General features: G+C 65.8%; 14 protein-coding genes. 9 read left to right on the forward strand and 5 right to left on the reverse strand.

Going from position 1 to position 21,043, the window contains the following annotated elements:
• Positions 1–4 precede the first annotated feature (4 nt).
• Positions 5–4,345, reverse strand: coding sequence for a YhdP family protein (locus HWE04_RS07055; RefSeq protein ID WP_241811955.1), 4,341 nt, complete (start codon positions 4,343–4,345; stop codon positions 5–7).
• 296 nt (positions 4,346–4,641) lie between these two features.
• On the opposite strand from HWE04_RS07055, the gene glnE reads away from it, so the two are divergent.
• Positions 4,642–7,359, forward strand: coding sequence for a bifunctional [glutamate--ammonia ligase]-adenylyl-L-tyrosine phosphorylase/[glutamate--ammonia-ligase] adenylyltransferase (gene glnE, locus HWE04_RS07060; protein WP_077237814.1), 2,718 nt, complete (start codon positions 4,642–4,644; stop codon positions 7,357–7,359).
• 91 nt (positions 7,360–7,450) lie between these two features.
• Here glnE and HWE04_RS07065 read toward each other — a convergent pair whose 3' ends face one another.
• The 4 genes from HWE04_RS07065 to tkt all read right to left on the reverse strand — a co-directional run bounded on the left by HWE04_RS07065 (position 7,451) and on the right by tkt (position 11,909).
• Positions 7,451–7,969: a hypothetical protein gene (locus HWE04_RS07065; RefSeq protein WP_039875190.1), complete on the reverse strand. Its 519-nt coding sequence runs from the start codon at positions 7,967–7,969 to the stop codon at positions 7,451–7,453.
• 234 nt (positions 7,970–8,203) lie between these two features.
• Complete coding sequence (gene gap / locus HWE04_RS07070; protein ID WP_241811956.1) at positions 8,204–9,217, reverse strand: type I glyceraldehyde-3-phosphate dehydrogenase; 1,014 nt, start codon at positions 9,215–9,217, stop codon at positions 8,204–8,206.
• Positions 9,218–9,366: 149 nt separating this feature from the next.
• Positions 9,367–9,894: a GNAT family N-acetyltransferase gene (locus tag HWE04_RS07075; protein WP_006463139.1), complete on the reverse strand. Its 528-nt coding sequence runs from the start codon at positions 9,892–9,894 to the stop codon at positions 9,367–9,369.
• Between the two features lie 14 nt (positions 9,895–9,908).
• Entirely contained in the window at positions 9,909–11,909 is a 2,001-nt protein-coding gene (gene tkt / locus HWE04_RS07080) for a transketolase (protein ID WP_326491480.1), read from the reverse strand.
• Positions 11,910–12,124: 215 nt separating this feature from the next.
• On the opposite strand from tkt, the gene HWE04_RS07085 reads away from it, so the two are divergent.
• The 8 genes from HWE04_RS07085 to HWE04_RS07120 all read left to right on the forward strand — a co-directional run bounded on the left by HWE04_RS07085 (position 12,125) and on the right by HWE04_RS07120 (position 21,029).
• Positions 12,125–12,850, forward strand: a complete 726-nt coding sequence (locus HWE04_RS07085) for a 16S rRNA (uracil(1498)-N(3))-methyltransferase (protein ID WP_006463141.1) — start codon at positions 12,125–12,127, stop codon at positions 12,848–12,850.
• A 269-nt stretch (positions 12,851–13,119) separates the two neighbouring features.
• Positions 13,120–14,976 carry an allophanate hydrolase gene (atzF, locus tag HWE04_RS07090; RefSeq protein WP_241811957.1) on the forward strand — a complete coding sequence of 619 codons (1,857 nt, stop codon included), beginning with the start codon at positions 13,120–13,122 and terminating at the stop codon, positions 14,974–14,976.
• 39 nt (positions 14,977–15,015) lie between these two features.
• Entirely contained in the window at positions 15,016–16,029 is a 1,014-nt protein-coding gene (locus tag HWE04_RS07095; protein ID WP_241811958.1) for an ABC transporter substrate-binding protein, read from the forward strand.
• Between the two features lie 7 nt (positions 16,030–16,036).
• Entirely contained in the window at positions 16,037–16,882 is an 846-nt protein-coding gene (locus HWE04_RS07100) for an ABC transporter permease (protein WP_241811959.1), read from the forward strand.
• Entirely contained in the window at positions 16,879–17,736 is an 858-nt protein-coding gene (locus HWE04_RS07105) for an ABC transporter ATP-binding protein (RefSeq protein ID WP_241811960.1), read from the forward strand. Before HWE04_RS07100 ends, HWE04_RS07105 begins: the two co-directional genes overlap by 4 nt.
• Before the next feature lie 102 nt (positions 17,737–17,838).
• Positions 17,839–18,936: a BMP family ABC transporter substrate-binding protein gene (locus HWE04_RS07110; RefSeq protein WP_102661293.1), complete on the forward strand. Its 1,098-nt coding sequence runs from the start codon at positions 17,839–17,841 to the stop codon at positions 18,934–18,936.
• Between the two features lie 22 nt (positions 18,937–18,958).
• Positions 18,959–20,116 carry an ABC transporter permease gene (locus HWE04_RS07115; protein ID WP_006463147.1) on the forward strand — a complete coding sequence of 386 codons (1,158 nt, stop codon included), beginning with the start codon at positions 18,959–18,961 and terminating at the stop codon, positions 20,114–20,116.
• Complete coding sequence (locus HWE04_RS07120; RefSeq protein ID WP_006463148.1) at positions 20,109–21,029, forward strand: ABC transporter permease; 921 nt, start codon at positions 20,109–20,111, stop codon at positions 21,027–21,029. Before HWE04_RS07115 ends, HWE04_RS07120 begins: the two co-directional genes overlap by 8 nt.
• The last annotated feature ends 14 nt before the right edge of the window (positions 21,030–21,043 follow it).

The raw sequence follows: 21,043 nt of genomic DNA on the forward strand, positions 1-21,043 counted from the left end.
GGGTTCAGGCACCTGAATTGATGGCCGGGCCGGGCGCAGGCTGACGACGCGGGGAGGCAGGGGCCACCGCCGGTGCCGGGGGCAGGTTATTGGCCGGTGGGGACTGCTCTTTGTCGTCCCGGCCCTTCTGCAGCACTTCCTTGGCGCGCTCGGCGTCCACCGGCGACACCTGCCCCTGCTTGACCACGATGGGGTCGCTCCACGGCCCGGTCACCTTGTATTCGAAACTGAGCGACTTCATCACCGGATTGCGCAGGAACAGCTGTGCCAGCAAGGTACTCACGCCCACCACCGGGTTGACCGCCATGGCCACCACCGAGGCCGTGCCCAGGTTGATCTCGGGGATCACCACCACATGCAGGTCCTGGGTTTCGCGGGCGATGTCGGCCGAGCCGCTCATCAGCACCGAGGCCGTCACGCCGGCCATCTTGAGATTGTCAGTGGTGGCGATGCCGCGAGCGATGCTGGCGGTGCCGGCCACCGTATCGAAGGCAAAGCCTTCCGAGAAGACGTCGCGGAAGTCCAGCGTCAGCCGGCGCGGCAGCGCCTGCAGGTTGAGCACGCCCAGCAGCTTGGCCGCGCCCGGATCGACCTTCAGGAACTGGCCCGAATGCACATCCATGTGGACCTGGCCGCCCAGGCTGGCCATGTCCATGGCATAGGGCGGCGCCTTCCAGCTCAGGTCGCCATCCAGCTTGCCGCGACCGCCGCGGATGGTACCGGGATACCCGAAGCGTTCCAGCAGCTTGCCGGCGTCCTCGACATCCAGTGCATAGGTGAAGTTGGAGGTATGGTTGCTGCCGAAGCTGAGCCAGTTGCCGGCGGCGCGGAACTGCGCATCGGGATTGGCCAGCAGCAGCCGGCTGATGCGCCATTCGCGCCCCACCGAGGTGACGATGTTGCTGGCATCGAGCTCCAGTCGGCCCAGCTTCTTGTCTCCCAGCTCGAACTGGTCGGCGCGGATGTCCAGGGCCGGCATCTGCACATTGTCGTCACTGCTGTCGGGCTGGGGCTGGGCCGCTTGGGGCACTTGTGCTGCCTGTACCGCTTGTGCTGCTTGCGCCGCCTCGGCAGACGGGCTGGACTTGGGAATGACCAGCGACGACAGGCGCGCCGTCACCTTGCCCGCGCCCTTGCCGCCGGTGGGTTCGTCCCAGGTGACCGTGCCGGCCGCCTGTTGCGACTCCAGGTTCATCTGCCAGGCATTGCGGCGATGCGTCGCCTCCAGGATCAGCTTGTTGAGTTTCTTGCCCATCAGCCTGAGCTCGCCCACCCGGGCCGAGACATTGTCCGGCTGCAGGTACTGCGTCACATCATCGCTGGCCAGGCGCCCCGCCGAGCTGGCTGCCGGGCTGCTGCTGCCCTTGCCGACCAGGTCGTTCTTCAGGGCCAGCCAGGCATCCAGGTCCAGGCTGTCGGTCGCCAGAGCCAGCTTGAGTCCGGACGGCGGCGTCGGCGCCGGCTGGTTCCAGCCGATGCCGCCACTGGCAACGCGCCAATTGCCACCACTGGCCACCACCCGTTCGCGCACATGGCGCGTGCTGATGTTCTGCCCGAGCGAGACGCGCAATTCCTCGCGCTCGATCAGCGGATCGGGCGAGGCCAGGGGCAGCAGGTCCACCCGCAACGGCAGAACGTCCTGTGCGCCCTTGCGCAAGGGTGCCGGCAGGTCCAGACCCAGCCCGGCCAGGTTGGATTCGATGCTGACCTCGGGCTGGCGCTGCCGCACCTGCACCGTGGCGGTATAGCGCGCGCTCCCCGACAGGCGTGCCAGCAGGCGCTGCAGCGAGGGCTCGGTGTATTGCCTGCGCAGCGCCTCGACATTGACCGCGCCCTCCAGCCGCACCTGGCTGCTGCCATCCTTCTGGGTGCCGCCGCTGATGGCCAGGCTGTCGCCCAGGAACTGGCCACGCACGCCGTTGAGGGTGAAACCGCGTTCGTTGAATTCCACCTTGCCGATGGTCCGATACAGCACCGGCAGGTCCGGCAGCAAATCGACGTCGTTGTTGGCGAAGTGGAAGGCACCCTGGGCGCGGGTGTCGATGGCGTGGTTCAGCGGCATCTGGAATTTGAGATCCAGCCGCGCCTCGCCGGACGCACTGCTGTGCTCCATGACATTGCCGGTCCAGCGCGCCACCGGGCTCTGGTTCACGTACTGCAGGAAGGCCGGCATCGGACCATTGGCCACGCCATCGATTTCCAGCGTGGCTTCGTGCGAATCGACATCGGCCACCCGCGCCGTCACCGGCCCCAGCCGCGCGCCCAGGCTGCGGGCGCTCTCGGCCTTGATCTCCAGGCGCGTGCGGTCGATGCTCAGGCGCCCACGCCCCTCTTCCAGCAAGGGCCACTCGGGTTCCTTGCCGTCACGCCCGAGATGGCCCGGGGTGTAATTCAGCTTGAGCCCCTCGAAGTCGCCACTCAGCTGGAACTGGCCCTTGGGCTGCTCGCCAGGCTTGGCAGTATGGAACGGGAAATCAGCCAGCGCGCCCTTGAGCTTGAACTGCACATCATGCAGGTTGCCCGCCATCAGCCCCTCGGTCAGCCAGCGTCGCAGGGGTTCGCTCATGTGCTGCGGCAGATAGCGCCGGATCGCCTTGATGTCGAAGCTGCTGATCTCGCCGGCCACGTCCAGGGTACCCGCCGACTTGCCCTGCAAGGGCAGCAGATGGCGACCGGACAGGCTGCCGGCCACGCCGGGCTGGCTGAACTGCATCTGATCCAGATCCACCTGCAGTGTCTGATCCTTCAGATATTGCCAGTGCGCCTGAAGCTTCAGGGTATCGAAGGGCATGCTGGGCTCGGCAAACATGTCGGCGGGCAGATCGACCACCAGCTGCTGCGTATCCACCTTGACCGAGCCGCCCTTTTCGGTGGCATCGATCTCGCCGCTCAGGTTGCTGAAGCCCGGGAAGCCCGCCCACTGCGCGCGCGCCTGCTGGGCCGGATTCTTGCGCGGCTCCACATGGGCCGCCAGGCCCTTCATGCCCAGGCCCTTGAAACGTCCCTGTACCCGGTAGGAACTCAGTTCCGGATAACTGCCCTGCCACTGCACGGTGAAATCGTTCAGTTCTCCGCGTGGCGCCAGGTCGTCCAGCAACTTGCGCTGCGAGGGTGCCAGCGGCAGCCGGGTCGCCAGTTGCGACAGCGTCTGCAGGTTCAGGTAGGTGGCCTTGACACTGGTGCGCTCGGCCTTGAGCGGGGTGGCCGGCTCGTAGCTCTCGGTGATCGAGGTCGGCGGCAGGACGAAGCCGTCCGGGGTTTCTATCGAGAAATCGGTGAGGGTCACCTGGTGGCCGTTGGTGCCGAAGGTGGGTACACCGTCCTGCTGGCCGGCGCCCAGGGTTTCGCTGGCCGAGATGCGGCCATTGACGCGCTTGAGCGAGAGGGGCTCCAGCTGGCGCGACAACTGGGCGTTGAAATCGGCCAGGCTCAGGTCAGCGGTGAAATTGGCGACCTTGGCATGGTCCAGCGTGAGCCAGGCCCGCACCGAACCGCGACCGCTGTTGATGGCGATCGGGTAGTCCACCCAGGCGCGCCAGACCGCCAGGTCGGTATTGCGCAGGTCGGCATACAGCACACCCTTCCAGCGCGTGATCTCGGAACTGCGGGCAAAGGCCGGATGACTGAAATCGGCCCTGACATCGAGCGGCGCCGAGGTGTCCTGTGGCGGATTGGCACGCAAGGACAGGCGGTGGCGCAGCCAGCGGTTGTGCAGGATCAGGTTGACGTCTTCCAGCACCAGCTCGGGCGCCTTGCGCATTTCGTCATCCCAGCGCAGCTTGCTGTGACGGATCACAATCTCACGCTGCGACAGCAGCCAATCCAGCGTACTGCCGTCACCGCCCGTGGGCACCGGGATGCCGGCCACGAAGAGCTTGCCGGCGGCATCGCGGCGGATCGCCAGGTCGGCGCCCTCGATGCTCAGGTTTTCCACCCGCAGCGCCGCCACCAGCACGCTGCTCCAGGACAAGGTGGTCGATACCCGCGGCAAGGTCAGCGCGGCCTCGCCCTGCTGGTCATGCACGGTGATATTGGACAGGGAAAGCTGCGGGCGCAGGCCGCTCCAGGAAGCGTCGATGGCCTCGATGCTGACCGCGCGCCCGATCTGGGCCGACACCAGATGTTCGATGCGCGGCTTGTAGTGGCCGATCTCGGGCAGCACCGCATAGCGCAGCACCAGGAACAGCGCGCAAAAGACGAAGTAGGCCGCCAGCAGCAGCTTGAGGGTGAAACCCAGCACATGGTGGCTGGCCCGGTTCAGGTGAATGTAGCTGCCCCGTGCAAATCGCCAGCACAGCGCCCAACGGCCAGGCCTGGATGCGGCGTTATGTTTTTCGTGGGACATCAGGATGCAAAGGCAGCTCGGTATGGGAGAAAATCGGGCAGGCGACATGATCGCATGGAAAACCAGGCCATGCCATCCGTGCCAAGGACGTATGAGGGGCAAAATGTCCGATAAGTTTAAAAAGGAAGGCTAGAATCCCCGTTATCGTGCAAAACCGTCAGCCCACTGTCAGTCCTGCTTACACTATCGGTCAACAGGGCGGCCTGCTGAAGTGCCATTGAATTGCCTTAACGGCGGTTTGCCCTCCTTTACACCATCGTGTTTTCACATCCTGTCGTGGAGCTTTGCGGTCCCCTATGCCTGTTCATCAACGATCCCTGGTCGACGCCACCACCTCCCGCTACTACACCCGCTGGACCCAGGCCGACGCCGCCCGCCCGGCCCTGGTCCTGGCCGCCGCCGCCCAGCCCATGGACCGTGCCGGCATGCAGCAGCGCCTGCAGGCCGACCTCGACGCCGGCCTGGCGCTGCCGGCGGCCATGCGGCGCCTGCGTAACCTGATCATCTGCGCCCTGATCACGCGCGACCTTGATGGCCGCGCCGACCTGGCCGAAGTGGTGGCGACCATGACCGGCTTTGCCGACTTTGCCGTGCAGACCCATCTGGCCGCGCTGATGCAGGAACAGACCGCCCTCTACGGCCAGCCCATCGGCGAGGAGTCCGGCCGCCCGCAGGAAATGATCGTGCTGGGCATGGGCAAGCTGGGCGGGGGCGAACTCAACGTGTCCTCCGACATCGACCTCATCTTCGTCTACCCGGAAGATGGCGACACCCGGGCCGAAGCTGGCCAGAAGTCGCTGTCCAACCATGAATTCTTCGTGCGCCTGGGCAAGAAACTCATCGGCGCCCTGGCCGAGATCACCGAAGACGGCTTCACCTTCCGGGTCGACATGGCGCTGCGCCCCAACGGCAACTCCGGCCCGCTGGTGGCCAGCTTCAACATGGTCGAGGAATACCTGGTGCGCCAGGGCCGAGAATGGGAGCGCTATGCCTGGACCAAGGCCCGCGCCCTGACCGGCACACCGGAGGATATCGCCACCCTGGAGGCGATCAGCCGCCCCTTCATCTTCCGCCGCTACCTGGACTTCGGCTCCATCGACGCCCTGCGCTCCATGCACGGCCAGATCCGCGCCGAGGTCAAGCGCCAGGAAGCCCTGCACCCGGACCGCAGCAACAACGTCAAGCTGGGTCGGGGCGGCATCCGCGAGATCGAGTTCACCAGCCAGGTGTTCCAGCTGATCCGGGGCGGGCGCGACGTGGAACTGCGCGACCGCTCCACCCGCATCACCCTGCGCACCCTGGCCGCCAAGGAACTGCTGGCGCCCGAGGTGGTGCAGCAACTGCTGGACGCCTACAGCTTCCTGCGTGACCTCGAACACCGCCTGCAATACCTGGAAGACGCCCAGACCCACACCCTGCCCGTCAATCCCGACGACCTGCTGCTGGTGGCGCAGATGATGGGCTACCCGGACAGCGCGGCCCTGCTGCATGAGCTGGAAGGCCAGCGCGCCATCGTCGCCGCCCAGTTCGACGCCATCTTCGCCGACAAGCAGTCCGGCGAAAGCGAAGCCGATGGCCCGGCCGTGAGCGTGAGCGAGAACGACAACCTGGAAGGCCTGGCCGACGCCCTGCGCCTGGTCGGCTTCCCGGAAGACGATGTCGAGGACGGCGCCCGGCGCCTGCACCTGACCTGGCAATCGCCGCGCATGCAGAGCCTGCCCGAGGCCAGCCGCAACCGGCTCAATACGGTCATCAACAACTGCCTGCCGCTGCTGGCGGCACTGCACTACGACGAATTGCCGGCCCTGGGACGGCTGCTGGATTTCCTCGAAGCCATTGCCCGCCGCGCCGCCTATCTGGCACTCCTGACCGAATATCCCTACGCCCTGCAGCGCCTGGTGCGCATGATCGGCGCCAGCGGCTGGGCCGCCACCTACCTGACGCGTCACCCCCTGCTGCTGGATGAACTGCTGGACGACCGCAACCTCAAGGCCGCCTCCGACTGGGCCGCCTTCTCCGACAACTGCCGACGCCAGCTGGCCACGGCCGAAGGCGACACCGAACGCCAGCTCGACATCCTGCGCGAACTGCACCATGCCGAACAGTTCCGCCTGCTGGCGCAGGACCTGGAAGGCGACCTGTCGGTGGAAAAGCTGGCCGATGAACTCTCCGCCCTGGCCGACGTACTGGTGCAGGTGACCATCGAAGCGGTCTGGGGCACTATCACCCAGCGCCACCGCGAGGTCCCGCAGTTCGCCGTGATCGCCTACGGCAAGCTGGGTGGCAAGGAACTGGGCTATGCCTCCGACCTGGACGTGGTCTTCCTCTACGATGATGACGACCAGGAAGCCCCGGCCCTCTACGCCAAGCTGGCGCAGCGCTTCATCACCTGGATGACCAGCCACACCCCGGCCGGCACCCTGTTCGACATCGACATCGCCCTGCGTCCGGACGGCGCCAGCGGCCTGCTGGTGTCGCCCCTGTCGGCGTTCGAGAAATACCAGCTCAACGCCGCCTGGATCTGGGAACACCAGGCCCTCACCCGCGCCCGTTTCTGTGCCGGCGACAGCGCCATCGGTGAACGTTTCGAGGCGCTGCGCGAGCGCGTGCTGCGCCAGCCGCGCGACGCCGACAAGCTGGAAGAGGAAGTGCTTTCCATGCGGCGCCGCATGCGCGACGCCCATCCCAACCGCAGCATGATGTTCGACCTCAAGCACGACGAGGGCGGCATGATCGACATCGAATTCATGGTGCAGTACCTGGTCCTGCGCCATGCCTGCGACCACCCGCAGCTGACCGGCGACATCGGCAACATCGCGCTGTTGAAGCTGGCGGCGCAACTGGGGCTGATCGATGCCCTCATGGCCGACGAGGCGGCCAACGCCTATCGCCTCTTCCGCAAGCTGCAGCACCAGATCCGGCTACAGGGCTCGGACCGGGCGCATATCGACGCCATCCGCGTGGAGCATGAACGGGCCTGCGTGATCCGGCTGTGGCAGCAGGTGTTCGGTTGAAATGGCCATGTCGGCGCAAAAGTGAAAAAAAAGGGATGCACCGGCCGGTGCATCCCTCTTTCCTGAAGGCGAACTGATCGCCAGGTGAAGATCAGTACTTGGGTGGCTGTTTGTCTTCGCGGCTTGCGCGACGATCGCTCGTGCTGCTGTCGCGGGAGGACGAGGAGCTTTCGCGGTCACGCGAGCGGGCGTTGTCGCGATTGGCATCACGTTCGCGGGCACGGCTGCTGCGATCGCTGTCCTTGGCATCCTTGTCCTTCCCATCTTTTCCCTTGGCGTCATCCTTGGCCGCATCGGCCGCGGGTGCCGGCGCCGGCGGCGTCACGGTCTGGATGCCCTTGGCCGCCATGTATTCGTGCATGTCCTTCCAGCCGGTGAAGATGCCGGCCTTCAGGGCATCGGGATTGCGCTGGTAGCAGTCTTCCAGGCTCTGGCCGGCCTGGCGGCAGCCGGCGCCCAGCGCGATACCCTCGGCCTTGGCCTCTTCCGGGGTCTGCTTGGGCTTGGTGAAGCTGCTGACATAGTCGCACGCGGACAGCGACAGGCTGACGGCGGATATCAAGGCCAGGTTGGCCAACAGGCGACGGGCCTGGGATGAGCTTGCTGACATGCGTTCCCTCGTTGGGTCGGTTGCTCTTGTTGTTGACGGGCCTGCGGCCCTTGGCGGCAAACGGACAAAAGGCCATTGCAAGCGACGCTCGCAACAGCCTTCTGATCCTTTTGCAGGCTGATCCGTCTATTTTCACCTCGGCAAGCAGGCTTGCATACGAGGAAAAGAAGCCGAAACAGCCCTGAAATTGACGCTCCCGGCCAGGGAACCCCGGCCGGTACGTCTTGACACGTCTTACTTGGCGGTCGCCAGGGCGACGGTCGTGTCCAGCATGCGGTTGGAGAAGCCCCACTCGTTGTCGTACCAGGACGACACCTTCACCAGACGGCCGGAGACCTTGGTCAGGGTGGCGTCGAAGTTGGACGATGCCGGGTTGTGGTTGAAGTCCACCGACACCAGCGGCTCGGTGTTGTAGGTCAGGATGCCCTTGAGCGGACCGGCTTCGGCAGCGGCCTTCAGGACGGCATTGACTTCATCCACGGTGGTGTCGCGCGAGGCCACGAAGGACAGGTCCACCAGCGAGACGTTGATGGTCGGCACGCGGATGGCGAAACCGTCCAGCTTGCCGTTCAGTTCCGGCAGCACCAGGCCGACCGCGGCAGCAGCGCCGGTCTTGGTCGGGATCATGGACTGGGTGGCCGAACGGGCGCGACGCAGGTCTTCGTGATACACGTCGGTCAGCACCTGGTCGTTGGTGTAGGCGTGGATGGTGGTCATCAGGCCGGTTTCCAGGCCGATCTTTTCGTGCAGCGGCTGCACCAGCGGTGCCAGGCAGTTGGTGGTGCAGGAGGCGTTGGAGATGACGGTGTCGGACGCCTTCAGCACCTGGTGGTTCACGCCGAAGACGACGGTGGCGTCCACGTCCTTGCCGCCCGGAGCGGAGATGATCACCTTCTTGGCGCCGCCCTTGATGTGGGCGCTGGCCTTTTCCTTGGTGGTGAAGAAGCCGGTGCATTCCAGCACCACGTCCACACCCAGCTCGCCCCAGGGCAGCTCGGCCGGATTGCGCTGGGCCAGCACCTTGATGCGGTCGCCGTTGACGACGATGGAATCGCCATCGACGGTCACGATGCCGGGGAACTTGCCGTGGGCGGTGTCGTACTGGGTCAGGTGGGCATTGGTCTTCGGATCGCCCAGGTCGTTGATGGCGACGATTTCGATATCGTGCTTCTTGCCGCCTTCGTAGTGGGCGCGCAGGATATTGCGGCCGATACGGCCATAACCGTTGATTGCTACGCGAATGGTCATGCTGTTCTCCTCAAGTAGTAAAAATCGATGCAAACCGATAGCCGGTAAAGCGACCTGCCCGTCAGCCTACGCCCTTGCGGCGCACTGGCCCGGTCATGATTCCGCCTTTTCCGGCCTTCCTGCCGTTCTTGTTCTTACCGCATCCACGCTCAGGACTTCAGCTGGCGCCAGACGAAACCGATCTCGTCCAGTTCACTGCCATCATCCCAGGTGAAGGTTTGTTCATAAAGCCTTTCGGCCCCCAGCGACTCGAAAAATTCCCCGGCGCCTTCGTTCTTGCTCAATACCCACGCCATCAGGCCGGTCGCGCCGGCGCTGATGAGGGTGGCCGCGACATTGGCCAGCAGGCGCTTGCCCAGGCCACGGCGCTGTTCATCGGGCAGCACGCAGATCGCGGTCAGCTCGGCATCGCAGCCGAAGCGGGCTTCGGCCAGCGTCATACCGGAGGCAAAACCGATGATCTCGCCACCGCTCTCGGCCACGAAGGTACAGGCCGCATCCGAGGAGGCTTCCAGCACCTGTTCCCACAGCTTGACGCTTTCCTCGGGCTTCAAATGGTCGAGGTAGCTGTCCGGCACCAGGCCGCGATAGCTGGCACGCCAGGCGTCGATGCGCACACCGGCGATGGACGCCGCATCACCCTTGCGGGCAAGGCGGATCAGGACCTGCTCGCTCATGGCTGGCGTAGCGCTCAAGCCAGCACTGCCTTGGCCTTGGCCACCACGTTTTCGACGGTGAAGCCGAAGTGCTTGAACAGCACGCCGGCCGGTGCCGATTCGCCGAAGGTGTCGATACCGACCACGGCGCCTTCCAGGCCCACGTACTTGTACCAGAAGGCGGTCACGCCGGCCTCGATGGCCACGCGCGGGATGCCACGCGGCAGCACCGATGCCTTGTAGGCCGAATCCTGGCGGTCGAACACGTCGGTCGAGGGCATCGAGACGATACGCACGGCGATGCCTTCGGCGCTCAGCGCATCGGCGGCCTTGGTGGCCAGCTCGATTTCGGAGCCGGTGGCGATCAGCACCACCTTGGCATTGGGCGCATCACGCAGCACATAGCCACCACGGGCGATGTCCTTGACCTGGGCGTCGGTACGCTCCTGGAAGGGCAGGTTCTGGCGCGAGAAGATCAGGGTGCTGGGACCATCGTTGCGCTTGATCGACTCGGCCCAGGCCACCGCGGTCTCGGTGGTGTCGCACGGACGCCAGTTGTCCAGGTTGGGGATCAGGCGCAGGCTGGAGACGTGTTCCACCGACTGGTGGGTGGGGCCGTCTTCGCCCAGGCCGATGGAGTCGTGGGTGAACACGAACAGCGAACGGATCTTCATCAGCGCGGCCATGCGCAGGGCATTGCGGCTGTAGTCGGAGAAGGTCAGGAAGGTCGCGCCGAAGGGCAGGTAGCCGCCATGCAGGGCGATACCGTTCATCATGGCGCTCATGCCGAACTCGCGCACACCGTAGTTGATGTGGTTGCCGCGCTGGTCGGCGCGCACGGCCACCGATTCCTTCCAGTTGGTCAGGTTCGAGCCGGTCAGGTCGGCCGAGCCGCCCAGGAATTCCGGCAGTGCCTGCGCATAGGCCTGGATGGCGTTCTGGCTGGCCTTGCGGGTGGCGATGGTTTCCTTCTTTTCCAGCGTGGAATTGATGTAGGCGGTCACCGTCGATTCGAACGCGGCCGGCAGTTCGCCCTTCAGGCGGCGCAGCAGTTCGGCGGCTTCGGCCGGGAACTGGGCGGCGTAGGTATCGAAGGTCTGCTTCCAGCTGGATTCGAAATCGGCACCGGTGGCCTTGGCATCCCAGGCGGCGTAGACGTCGGCCGGGATCTCGAAGGGGGCGGCGGACCAGCCCAGCGCTTCGCGCACGGCGGCGATTTCCTTGTCGCCCAGGGCGGCACCGTGGACCTTGTCGGTGCCGGCCAGGTTGGGCGAACCCTTGCCGATGACGGTGCGGCAGCAGATCAGGGTCGGCTTGTCGGCCAGCTTGGCCTGGTGGATGGCGGCGCTGACCGCCTCGACATTGTGGCCGTCCACAGCCGGGATGACGTTCCAGCCGTAGGCTTCGAAGCGCTTCGGGGTATCGTCCTTGAACCAGCCTTCGACGTGACCGTCGATGGAGATGCCGTTGTCGTCATACAGCACGATCAGCTTGGACAGGTTCAGCACGCCCGCCAGCGAGCAGGCCTCGTGCGAGATGCCTTCCATCAGGCAACCATCGCCGACGAAGGCGTAGGTGTAATGATCGACCACGGACAGGCCGGGCTTGTTGAATTCGGCCGCCAGCAGCTTTTCGGCCAGCGCCATGCCCACGGCATTGGTGATGCCCTGGCCCAGCGGGCCGGTGGTGGTTTCCACGCCCGGGGTGATGTGCACTTCGGGGTGGCCGGCAGTCTTGGAATGCAGCTGGCGGAAATTCTTGATGTCGTCCATCGACAGGTCGTAGCCGGTCAGGTGCAGCAGCGCGTACTGCAGCATGGAGCCGTGGCCGTTGGAGAGCACGAAGCGGTCGCGGTTGGCCCACTGCGGATTGGCCGGATTGTGGCGATAGTGCTTGGCCCACAGGGCGACTGCGATTTCGGCCATCCCCATCGGCATGCCCGGGTGACCGGAATTGGCTTTCTGAACTGCGTCCATCGCCAGCGCGCGGATCGCGTTGGCCATCTTGTCGGTGGGGAGAGTGGAAATCATGTCGATGTCTGTGTGTGCTGTGCTGGAGGCGCCGACTGGCGCATGAATCGGGTTCTGAAGCCAAAGCGCCCGCCCGGAATACCCGGGACAAGCGCGGGGCCGTATTTTACCAGAGTGCGTCGGGGGGATTAAAATTCGGGGTCAGCCTATGAATCGTCTGACAAGAATTTTCGATGTTTCTTGCATTTTCTTGATCTCCCTCGCCCCCAGGACCCTGCCCCATGCCTCGTTTCTATTTCCCGCACCCCCTGGCGATCGGTTCGGCCGTGGTCCTGCCCGAGCAGATCGCCCACCACGTGCAGGTGCTACGCCTGCAGCCGGGCGACACCATCACCCTCTTCAATGGCGAAGGGGGTGAATACACCGCCAGCCTGACCGCCATCGAAAAGAAGCGCGCCCACGCCGAACCCAAGACCTTCTCCCCCCGCGAAGCCGAGCTGCCCTATGGCCTGACCCTGGCCCAGGCCCTGCCCGAAGGGTCGAAGATGGACTGGATCATCGAAAAAGCCGTGGAACTGGGCGCCACCGCCCTCCAGCCGCTGGCCGCGCAACGTTGCGTGGTACGGCTCTCGGGCGAACGCGCCGAGAAGAAGCAGGCCCACTGGCAAGGCATCATCCACGCCGCCGCCGAACAATGTGGCCGCAACCGCCTGCCGCATCTGGCCGAAGTGACCGACTTCAAGCGCTGGATCGCCCAGAGCGACCTGCACCGGCGCATCCTGCTCTCGCCCCGCGGCGAGCAGCCGCTCTCCGGTTGGGCCCGCCATCACCCGCCGCAGGCAGTGACGCTGGTGGTCGGCCCGGAAGGCGGCTTCAGCGAGGAAGAAGAAAACCTGGCCTGCGCCCAGGGCGCGCTGATGCTGTCCATGGGCAGCCGCGTGCTGCGCACCGAGACCGCCGGGCTGGCCGCTCTGGCCGCCCTGAATGCGGTATGGGGCGAACTGTAATCTCCGGCTGACCCGACTTGCCGATCTGCCGACCTGCCGCCTAAACGTGCAGACCCGCCGCACTTGAGGTGCAAAAACGGCGCAGGCCTCACCAATTTGTCTCATCGACAAGCTGCGCCGTTGCTCCCATGACATCCTGCCGCGCGGCAATTTCCGCCGCAAAGCCGCTTCCCGCCTGACTTTCCCCTCCCACCGCAGCGCCTGACGATGGCCTGGCACGGCTTCTGCTTAAAGATATTCAATCTTGTATTCAAGTTTGAATATCCAAAATGAACGCCACCCAGACCCCGCAACAAGCTGCCTTCCAAGCCGCCGATATCCACGCCAGCGCCGGTACGGACATCCCCACCATCGCCGCCACCCTGGCCGCCTACCGCGAGGGGCGCAGCACCCCCGGCAAGATCGTGGCCGATCTGCTGGCGCGCATCGACAGCGCCGGTCGCAATGAAGTCTGGATCAGCCGGGTGCCGCCCAAGCAGCTCAAGCAACAGGCCGCGGCGCTGGACTTGATGCTGCAGATCAAGGGCGAGGCAGTGTTCGAGACCATGCCGCTGTTCGGCATCCCCTTCGCGGTCAAGGACAACATCGACGTGGCCGACATGTCCACCACCGGCGCCTGCCCCGAATTCGGCCGTCTGGCCAGCGAGAGCGCCACCGTGGTGCAGCGCCTGCAGGCCGCCGGCGCCCTGCTGGTGGGCAAGACCAACCTCGACCAGTTCGCCACCGGGCTGGTGGGCGTGCGCTCACCCTACGGCGCGGTGCGCAATGCGCTCAAGCCGCAGTATGTCTCGGGCGGGTCCAGTTCCGGTTCGGCCGTGGCCGTGGCGCTGGGACAGGTGATGTTTTCGCTGGGCACCGATACCGCCGGCTCGGGCCGCGTGCCGGCCGCCTTCAACCATCTGGTGGGCCTCAAGCCGACCAAGGGACTCATCAGCGCACGTGGCCTGGTGCCGGCCTGCCGCACGCTGGACTGCATTTCCATCTTCGCCCACGACGTGGCCGACGCCTGGCGCGTGCTGCACAGCGCCGCCGGCTACGACGCCGAGGACGGCTATTCGCGCCGCCCGGCGATGCTGGGCGTGAAGCGCCGTGGCTACCGCATCGCCATTCCTGATGTCTGCGAGTTCTACGGCGACACGGTCGCCCAGGAAGCCTGGGAGCGCAGCCTGGCGCAGATCGCGGCACTGCCCGGCGTGACGCTGGCGCGCATTCCCTTCGCTGCCTTCAGCGATGCCGCGCAGCTGTTGTACCAGGGCCCCTGGGTGGCCGAACGCCGCGCCGCGCTGGGCGACTTCTTCCTGGAAAACCCGCAGGCCATCGACCCGGTGGTGCATCAGATCACCGCCCAGTCGGACAATTACGACGCGGTGGACGCCTTCAATGCCCAGTACCGCCTGGCCGACCTGCGACGCGAGGCCGAAGACCTGCTCGAAGGCAGCGACCTGATGCTGGTGCCGACCACCACCACCTTCCCCACCATCGCCGAGGTCCAGGCCGATCCGGTGGTGCGCAATTCGCAACTGGGCTACTACACCAACTTCGTCAACCTGATGGACATGGCGGCCCTGGCCATCCCTGGCGTGTGGCGGCGCGATGGCCTGCCGGCCGGCGTGACCCTGATCGGCCCGGCCGGGTCCGACCACCTGCTGGCCGAGGCCGGCGCGCGCCTGCAGCAGCAACTGGGCGGTGCCGCCCAGGCCGATGCGATTGCCGCCGCGCCGCTGCCCTTCAATGAAAGCACCATCAAGGTCTGCGTGGTCGGCGCCCACCTCTCCGGCCAGCCGCTGAACTGGCAATTGCTGGAAGCCGGCGCACGCCGCGTAGCCGTCACCCGCACCGCCGCCCAGTACCGCCTGTATGCCCTGGCTGGCACCACGCCGCCCAAACCCGGCCTGGCCCGCACCGAAGGCGACGGCGCCGCCATCGCGGTGGAAGTGTGGGAAATGCCGCTGCGCCAGTTCGGCGGCTTCGTGGCCGCCATTCCGGCGCCACTGGGCATCGGCACGGTGGAGCTGGCCGACGGCAGCAGCGTCAAGGGCTTCATTTGCGAGCCGGCCGGCATTGCCAGCGCCACCGACATCACCCACCACGGCGGCTGGGTCCACTACCTCGATTCGCTTAACTGACACGACCGATACGACCGACACCTCACCACGGAGCTGCTCATGAAAAAGAACATCCTCTCCCCCCTGCAGGACACCACCCGCCGCCGCTTCATCGCCAGGGCCGGTCTGGTGGCGGCCACCACCGCCATCGCTGGCGCCCCGGCCATCCTGCGCGCGCAGACGCCGCCGATCCGCATCGGCTACTGGCCGGTGGCCGCCGGCCTGCCCTTCTACGCCGCCGTGGAAGCGGGCTATTTCAAGGAAGCCGGGCTGGAAGTGCAGGCCATCAAGTTCGCCGGTGCCCAGCAGGTGATGGAAGCCATGCTGGCCGGCCGTGCCGATGGCTCGGCCAATGGCACCGGCGCCGGCAACCTGGCCATCGGCGAGATCGCGCAGCCGGGCCTGTTCAAGATCTTCGCCACCAATCCCAGCAATGCCAAGTACGTGCTCGATGAATTCCTGGTGCCCAAGGACAGCCCGGTCAAATCGATTGCCGAATTGAAGGGCAAGAAGGTCGCCTCCGGCCCCGGCATCCAGAACGTCACGCTGGCCAAGACCGTGCTGGAACGGGCCGGCGCCACCGGCACCACCGTGGTGGAGCTGCCCATCGGCCAGCACGTAGCCTCGCTCGCGGCCGGCCAGGTCGATGCCGCCTATACGCTGGAACCCACCGGCACCGTCGGCCGCATGAACAACACCACCCGCGTGCTGGAAGCGGGCGTGATCGCCAGGTACATCCTGGGCGACCCGATGGCGCCCTGGCATGGCGGTGCGGCTGCACTCACCACGGAATTCATCAAGAAGCATCCCGAAGTGGCCCGCAAATACATCGCCGCCTATGCGCGTGGCATCGAACTGGTGCGCAGCAAGCCCGACCAGGCGCGCACCTACCTCAAGGGCTATACCGCCATCGAGGGTTCGCTCACCAATGAAGTGCCGCTGGCGGCCTACATGCTCTACAACGAGTTCAAGCCCAGCGATATCGCCTACTTCCAGAAGTTCTACGACCTGTTCGTCGAGAAGGGTGTGTTCTCGCAGCGCATCGTGGTCGATAACCTGATCTACAAGGGCTGAGGCCATCATGAACGAGACCGTCGCTCCTTCCGTGACCGTGGCCGCCAGCAAGCCCACGGCGACCTCGCCCCCACCCCCGCCAACCGTCGTGCGCAAGCGTCCGGCGCTGGGCCGGCTCTTGCCCATCGTCGGCCCCATCGCACTGTTCGTGGTGTGGGAGCTGGTGGTGCGCGCCGGCTGGATCAAGGCGATCCTGCTGCCGCCGCCCGAAGCCACGCTCATGGCCATGCTCAAGGGCCTGGCCGGCGGACCGCTGCTGATGGACTTCAGCGTCACGGTGGTGCGCACGCTGGAGGCCTTCGTCATTGCCATGGTGCTGGGGGTGCCCATCGGGGTGCTGTTGGGCAGCAATGAACGCGCCTACCGCAGCGTGGAATTCCTGATCGACTTCTTCCGTTCCACACCGTCGTCGGCGCTGATCCCGTTGTTCCTGCTGATCTTCGGCGTCTCCGACATCAACAAGGTTGCCATCGCTGCCTTCGGCGCTTTCCTGATCGTGCTCTTCAACAGCGCCTATGGCGTGCTCAACGCGCGCAAGCAGCGCGTCATGGCGGCCAAGGTGATGGGGGCGTCACGCTGGCGCATCTTCTGCGACGTGCTGCTGTGGGAAAGCCTGCAGGCCACCTTCGTGGGTCTGCGCAGCGCGGTCTCGATGGCGCTGGTGATCGTGATCGTGGCGGAGATGTTCATCGGCTCCGAAAACGGCCTGGGCCACCGCATCATCGACACCCAGCAGGTCCTCAACGTGCGCGAGATGTATGCCGCCATCCTCTCGGCCGGCGCCCTCGGTTACGTGCTGAACGTGGTCTTCATCATCATCGAAAAACGTATCGTCCACTGGAGCGGAAGATGAGCGTCGTCATCAGTCCCAAGATCGACCTGCCCCCGGAAACCCCTTTCCTTCCGGGGCCGCCAGGTACCCATATCACCATTCGCGGCCTGACCAAGCATTTCGCCGGCTGGCCCCTGTACGAGAATTTCGACCTGGACATCCCCAAGCACCAGATCGTCTCGGTCTTCGGCCCCAATGGCTGCGGCAAGTCCACGCTGATCAACATGATCGCCGGGCTGATCCCCATCGACGCCGGCCAGATCCTGTTCGACGGCAAGTCGCTGGCCCAGACCAAGATCGGCTACGTGTTCCAGAACTACCGCGACGCCATGTTCCCCTGGCTGCGCACCATCGACAACATTGCCTATCCCCTGAAACTGGAGGGCAAGTCCAAGGCCGAGATCAAGCACCGGGTCGATGAACTGGTGGCGTCCTTCGACGTCAAGTTCGACCTCATGCGCTACCCCTACGAGCTGTCCGGCGGCCAGCAGCAGACCGCCTCCATCATGCGCGCCCTGGCGCCGGGGCCGGAAGTGCTGTTCCTGGACGAACCCTTCTCGGCACTGGATTTCGAGATGACGCTGTTCATCCGCGAAAAGCTGCAGCAGGTCTTCATGCAGACCGGCACCACCATGGTCCTGGTCTCGCACGACCTGGAAGAAGCGGTCTATCTGGCCGACCAGATCCTGCTGCTGACCAAGCGCCCGACGGCGGTGGCAGACATCTTGCATTACCAGGATGCGCGACCGCGCACGGTGGAGACGCTGTCGCAGGCGGGCTTCATCGCGGCCAAGAAGCTGTCCATGGAAATCTTCCAGCGCGAAGTGCGCAAACCGGCGCGGATGCAGGCGCCGGGGACACTGAGCCTGTCCTGACCCTGAGTGACGTAGCCCCTGGCCGCCATCCGCAGCCAACAGACCGACCCGAGCATTCAACCACCCGACCATCCACCCACGCCTAGACTGGAGCGCAACAACATGAAAAACCGCCGCGATTTTCTGAAACTGTCCGGAGCCGCCGCCCTGGGCGCCGCCTTCCCGCTCGATCTGCTGGCCGCAGGTCCCCTGACCGTGGGCTTCATCTATGTCGGCGCGCGCGATGACTTCGGCTACAACCAGTCGCATGCGCAAGCTGCCGCCATCATCAAGAAGATGCCGGGCGTGAAGGTGATCGAAGAAGAAAAGGTCCCCGAGACCGTGGCCGTGCAAAAGACCATGGAAGCCATGATCCAGCAGGATGGCGCCACCCTGCTCTTCCCGACCTCCTTCGGCTACTTCGACCCGCATGTCCTGAAGATCGCCGAGAAATATCCCAAGGTGCGCATCGCCCACTGTGGCGGCCTGTGGACCGCCGGCAAGCACCCGATGAACGTGGGCAGCTTCTTCGGCTACATCGAGGAGTGCGAATACCTCTCCGGCGTAGTGGCCGGCCACATGAGCAAGAGCAAGAAGCTGGCCTTCATCGCCGCCAAGCCCATTCCGCAGGTGCTGCGCAACATCAACGCCTTCACCCTGGGCGCGCAGTCGGTCGACCCTTCCATCACCTGCCACGTCATCTTCACCGGTGACTGGTCGCTGCCGGTGAAGGAAGCCGAAGCCGCCAACAGCCTCATCGACCAGGGTTGCGACGTCATCACCTGCCACGTCGACGGCCCCAAGGTGATCGTCGAGACCGCCGAGAAGCGCGGCATCATGACCACCGGCTATCACGCCAGCCAGGCTTCGCTGGCGCCCAAGGGTTATCTCACCGGCGCCGAGTGGAACTGGGCCACCCCCTATACCGAGATCGTCAAGGCCACGCTGGAAGGCAAGCCCATGATCAACTTCCTGCGCGGCGGCCTGAAGGACAACTTCGTGAAGATGTCGCCCTATGGCGCAGCCGTGAGCGCCCCGGCCAAGAAGAAGGCGGACGACATCAAGGCCCAGATGCTGGCCGGCAAGTTCCAGATCTTCAAGGGACCGATCAAGGACAACAAGGGCAATACCGTGATCCCGGCCGGCACCACCCAGGTCCAGACCGATGTGGCGCTGGAGAAGATGAATTACCTGGTGGCCGGCGTGGTCGGCCAGGTCTGACGCGAGCACGCAGGACGGCACCATGACTACCCTCCCCGCTCCCGGCGTGGCTGCGCCGACCGGACCGACGGCCTCGCCCTGGCGCAGGCTGCGGTCGGCCCTGCTCAATGGCGTGGCGCCGGCCCTGCCGACCTTGTGCGCCCTGGCCGGCACGCTGCTGTTGTTCGTGCTGTTCCTGCTGGTGCAAGGCAAGCCGGCGGGCGATGCCTGCCTGCTGATCTACCAGGGTGCCTTCGGTACCCTGTTCGCCTGGCAGAACACCTTGCAACGTGCCGCGCCCCTGCTGCTGACTGCCCTGTGCGTGGCCTTGCCGGCGCGGGTGGGGCTCATCGTCATCGGTGGCGAGGGCGCGCTGGCGCTGGGCGGGCTGGCGGCGGCGGTGATGCCGCAACTGCTGCCGGGCCTGCCGGCGCTGGTGATGCTGGTGCTCATGGCGGTAGCCGCCATGCTGGCCGGTGGCCTGTGGATCGCCCTGTGCGGTGGGCTGCGCCAGTGGCGCGGTGTCAACGAGACGATCTCCAGCCTGTTGCTGTCCTATCTCGCCGTGGCGGTGTTCAAGCATCTGGTGGAAGGCCCGCTGCGCGACCCGGCCAGCCTGAACAAGCCCTCCACCCTGCCCTTGCCCGACCCCTACCTGGTGGGTTCGCTGCCGGGGCTGGAAGTGCATTGGGGCCTGGCCTGGGGCGCCATCGCCTGTATCGCGGCCTGGGTGTTCCTGCGCCATAGCGTGTCCGGCTTTGCCATGGGCGTGGTGGGCGGCAATGTGCGCACGGCGCGGCTGGTGGGGCTGTCGGTCAATCGCCTGGTGCTCACGGCCTGCGCGCTGGGGGGCGCGGCGGCCGGACTGGCGGGAATGTTCGAGGTCAGCGCCGTGCAAGGCAGCGCCACCAGTGCGCTGCTGGCCGGCTATGGTTTCTCGGGCATCCTGGTGGCCTTCGCGGCACGCCAGAATCCGCTGGCCATCATTGTCTGCGCAATCGTCATCGGTGGCGTGGAAGCCAGCGGCAGCCTGCTGCAACGCCGACTGGACCTGCCCGACGCCACCACGCTGGTGCTGCAGGGCCTGCTGTTCTGCAACCTGCTGGCCTGGGAATCCATCACCGGCCGCCTGGCCGCCCTGAAGCTGCGCTGGCAGCAGGCGGCGCCAACCCTCCCGAGCAAGGAGTCCCGCCATGCATGACTTCGACTATGCGACCCTGCTGCTGGCGCTGTTCGCCGGGGCGATCCGGGTCGGCACGCCCTTCCTCTTCGTCAGCCTGGGCGAATGCCTCACCGAAAAAGGCGGACGCGTGAACCTGGGGCTGGAAGGCATCCTGGTCTGCGGCGCCATGACCGGCTATGCGGCCTCCTTCTACACCGGCTCGGCCTGGCTGGGGGTGCTGGCGGCGGGCTGCTCGGGCTTGCTGCTGGGGGTGCTGCACGGGGTGGTGTGCTCGCTGCCACGGGTCAACGACATCGCCTTCGGCATTGCCTTGATGCTGCTGGGCACCGGCCTGGCCTTCTTCCTGGGCAAGCCCTTCATCCAGCCGCAGGCGCCGATGCTGCCTTCCATCGACCTGGGCGCCTGGAGCAGCAATGAGCGCTTGCACCACGCCCTGCAGATCAATGCGCTGTTCTTCGTCGGCGTGGCGCTGGCCCTGCTGCTGCAATGGGGCCTGTCGGCCACGCGCTGGGGGCTGGCGCTGCGGCTGGTGGGCGACCATGCCGAAACCGCCCGCGCACTGGGTTATCGCCTGACCGGCACGCGTATTGCTGCCACCGCCGCAGGCGGCTTCCTGGCAGCGGTGGGCGGCGCCTATCTCTCGCTGTACTACCCCGGCAGCTGGAACGAAGGTCTCTCCAGCGGCCAGGGCCTGATGGCGGTAGCGCTGGTGATCTTCGCGCGCTGGCAACCCTGGCGCTGCCTGCTGGCGGCGCTGCTGTTCGGCGCGGCCGGCGCGCTGGGCCCGGCGCTGCAGGCAGTGGGCGTGACCTCCGGTTACTACCTCTTCAATGCGGCGCCCTATGCGCTGACGCTCTTGATCATGATCCTCACCTGCCGTCCCGACCGCACGCTGTCCAGCGCCCCGGGCGAACTGAGCCTGACCCGATAATCAACCTAGGAGCC

Source organism: Herbaspirillum sp. C7C2, from assembly GCF_022627865.1.
GTDB classification, from domain to species: domain Bacteria; phylum Pseudomonadota; class Gammaproteobacteria; order Burkholderiales; family Burkholderiaceae_D; genus Herbaspirillum; species Herbaspirillum frisingense.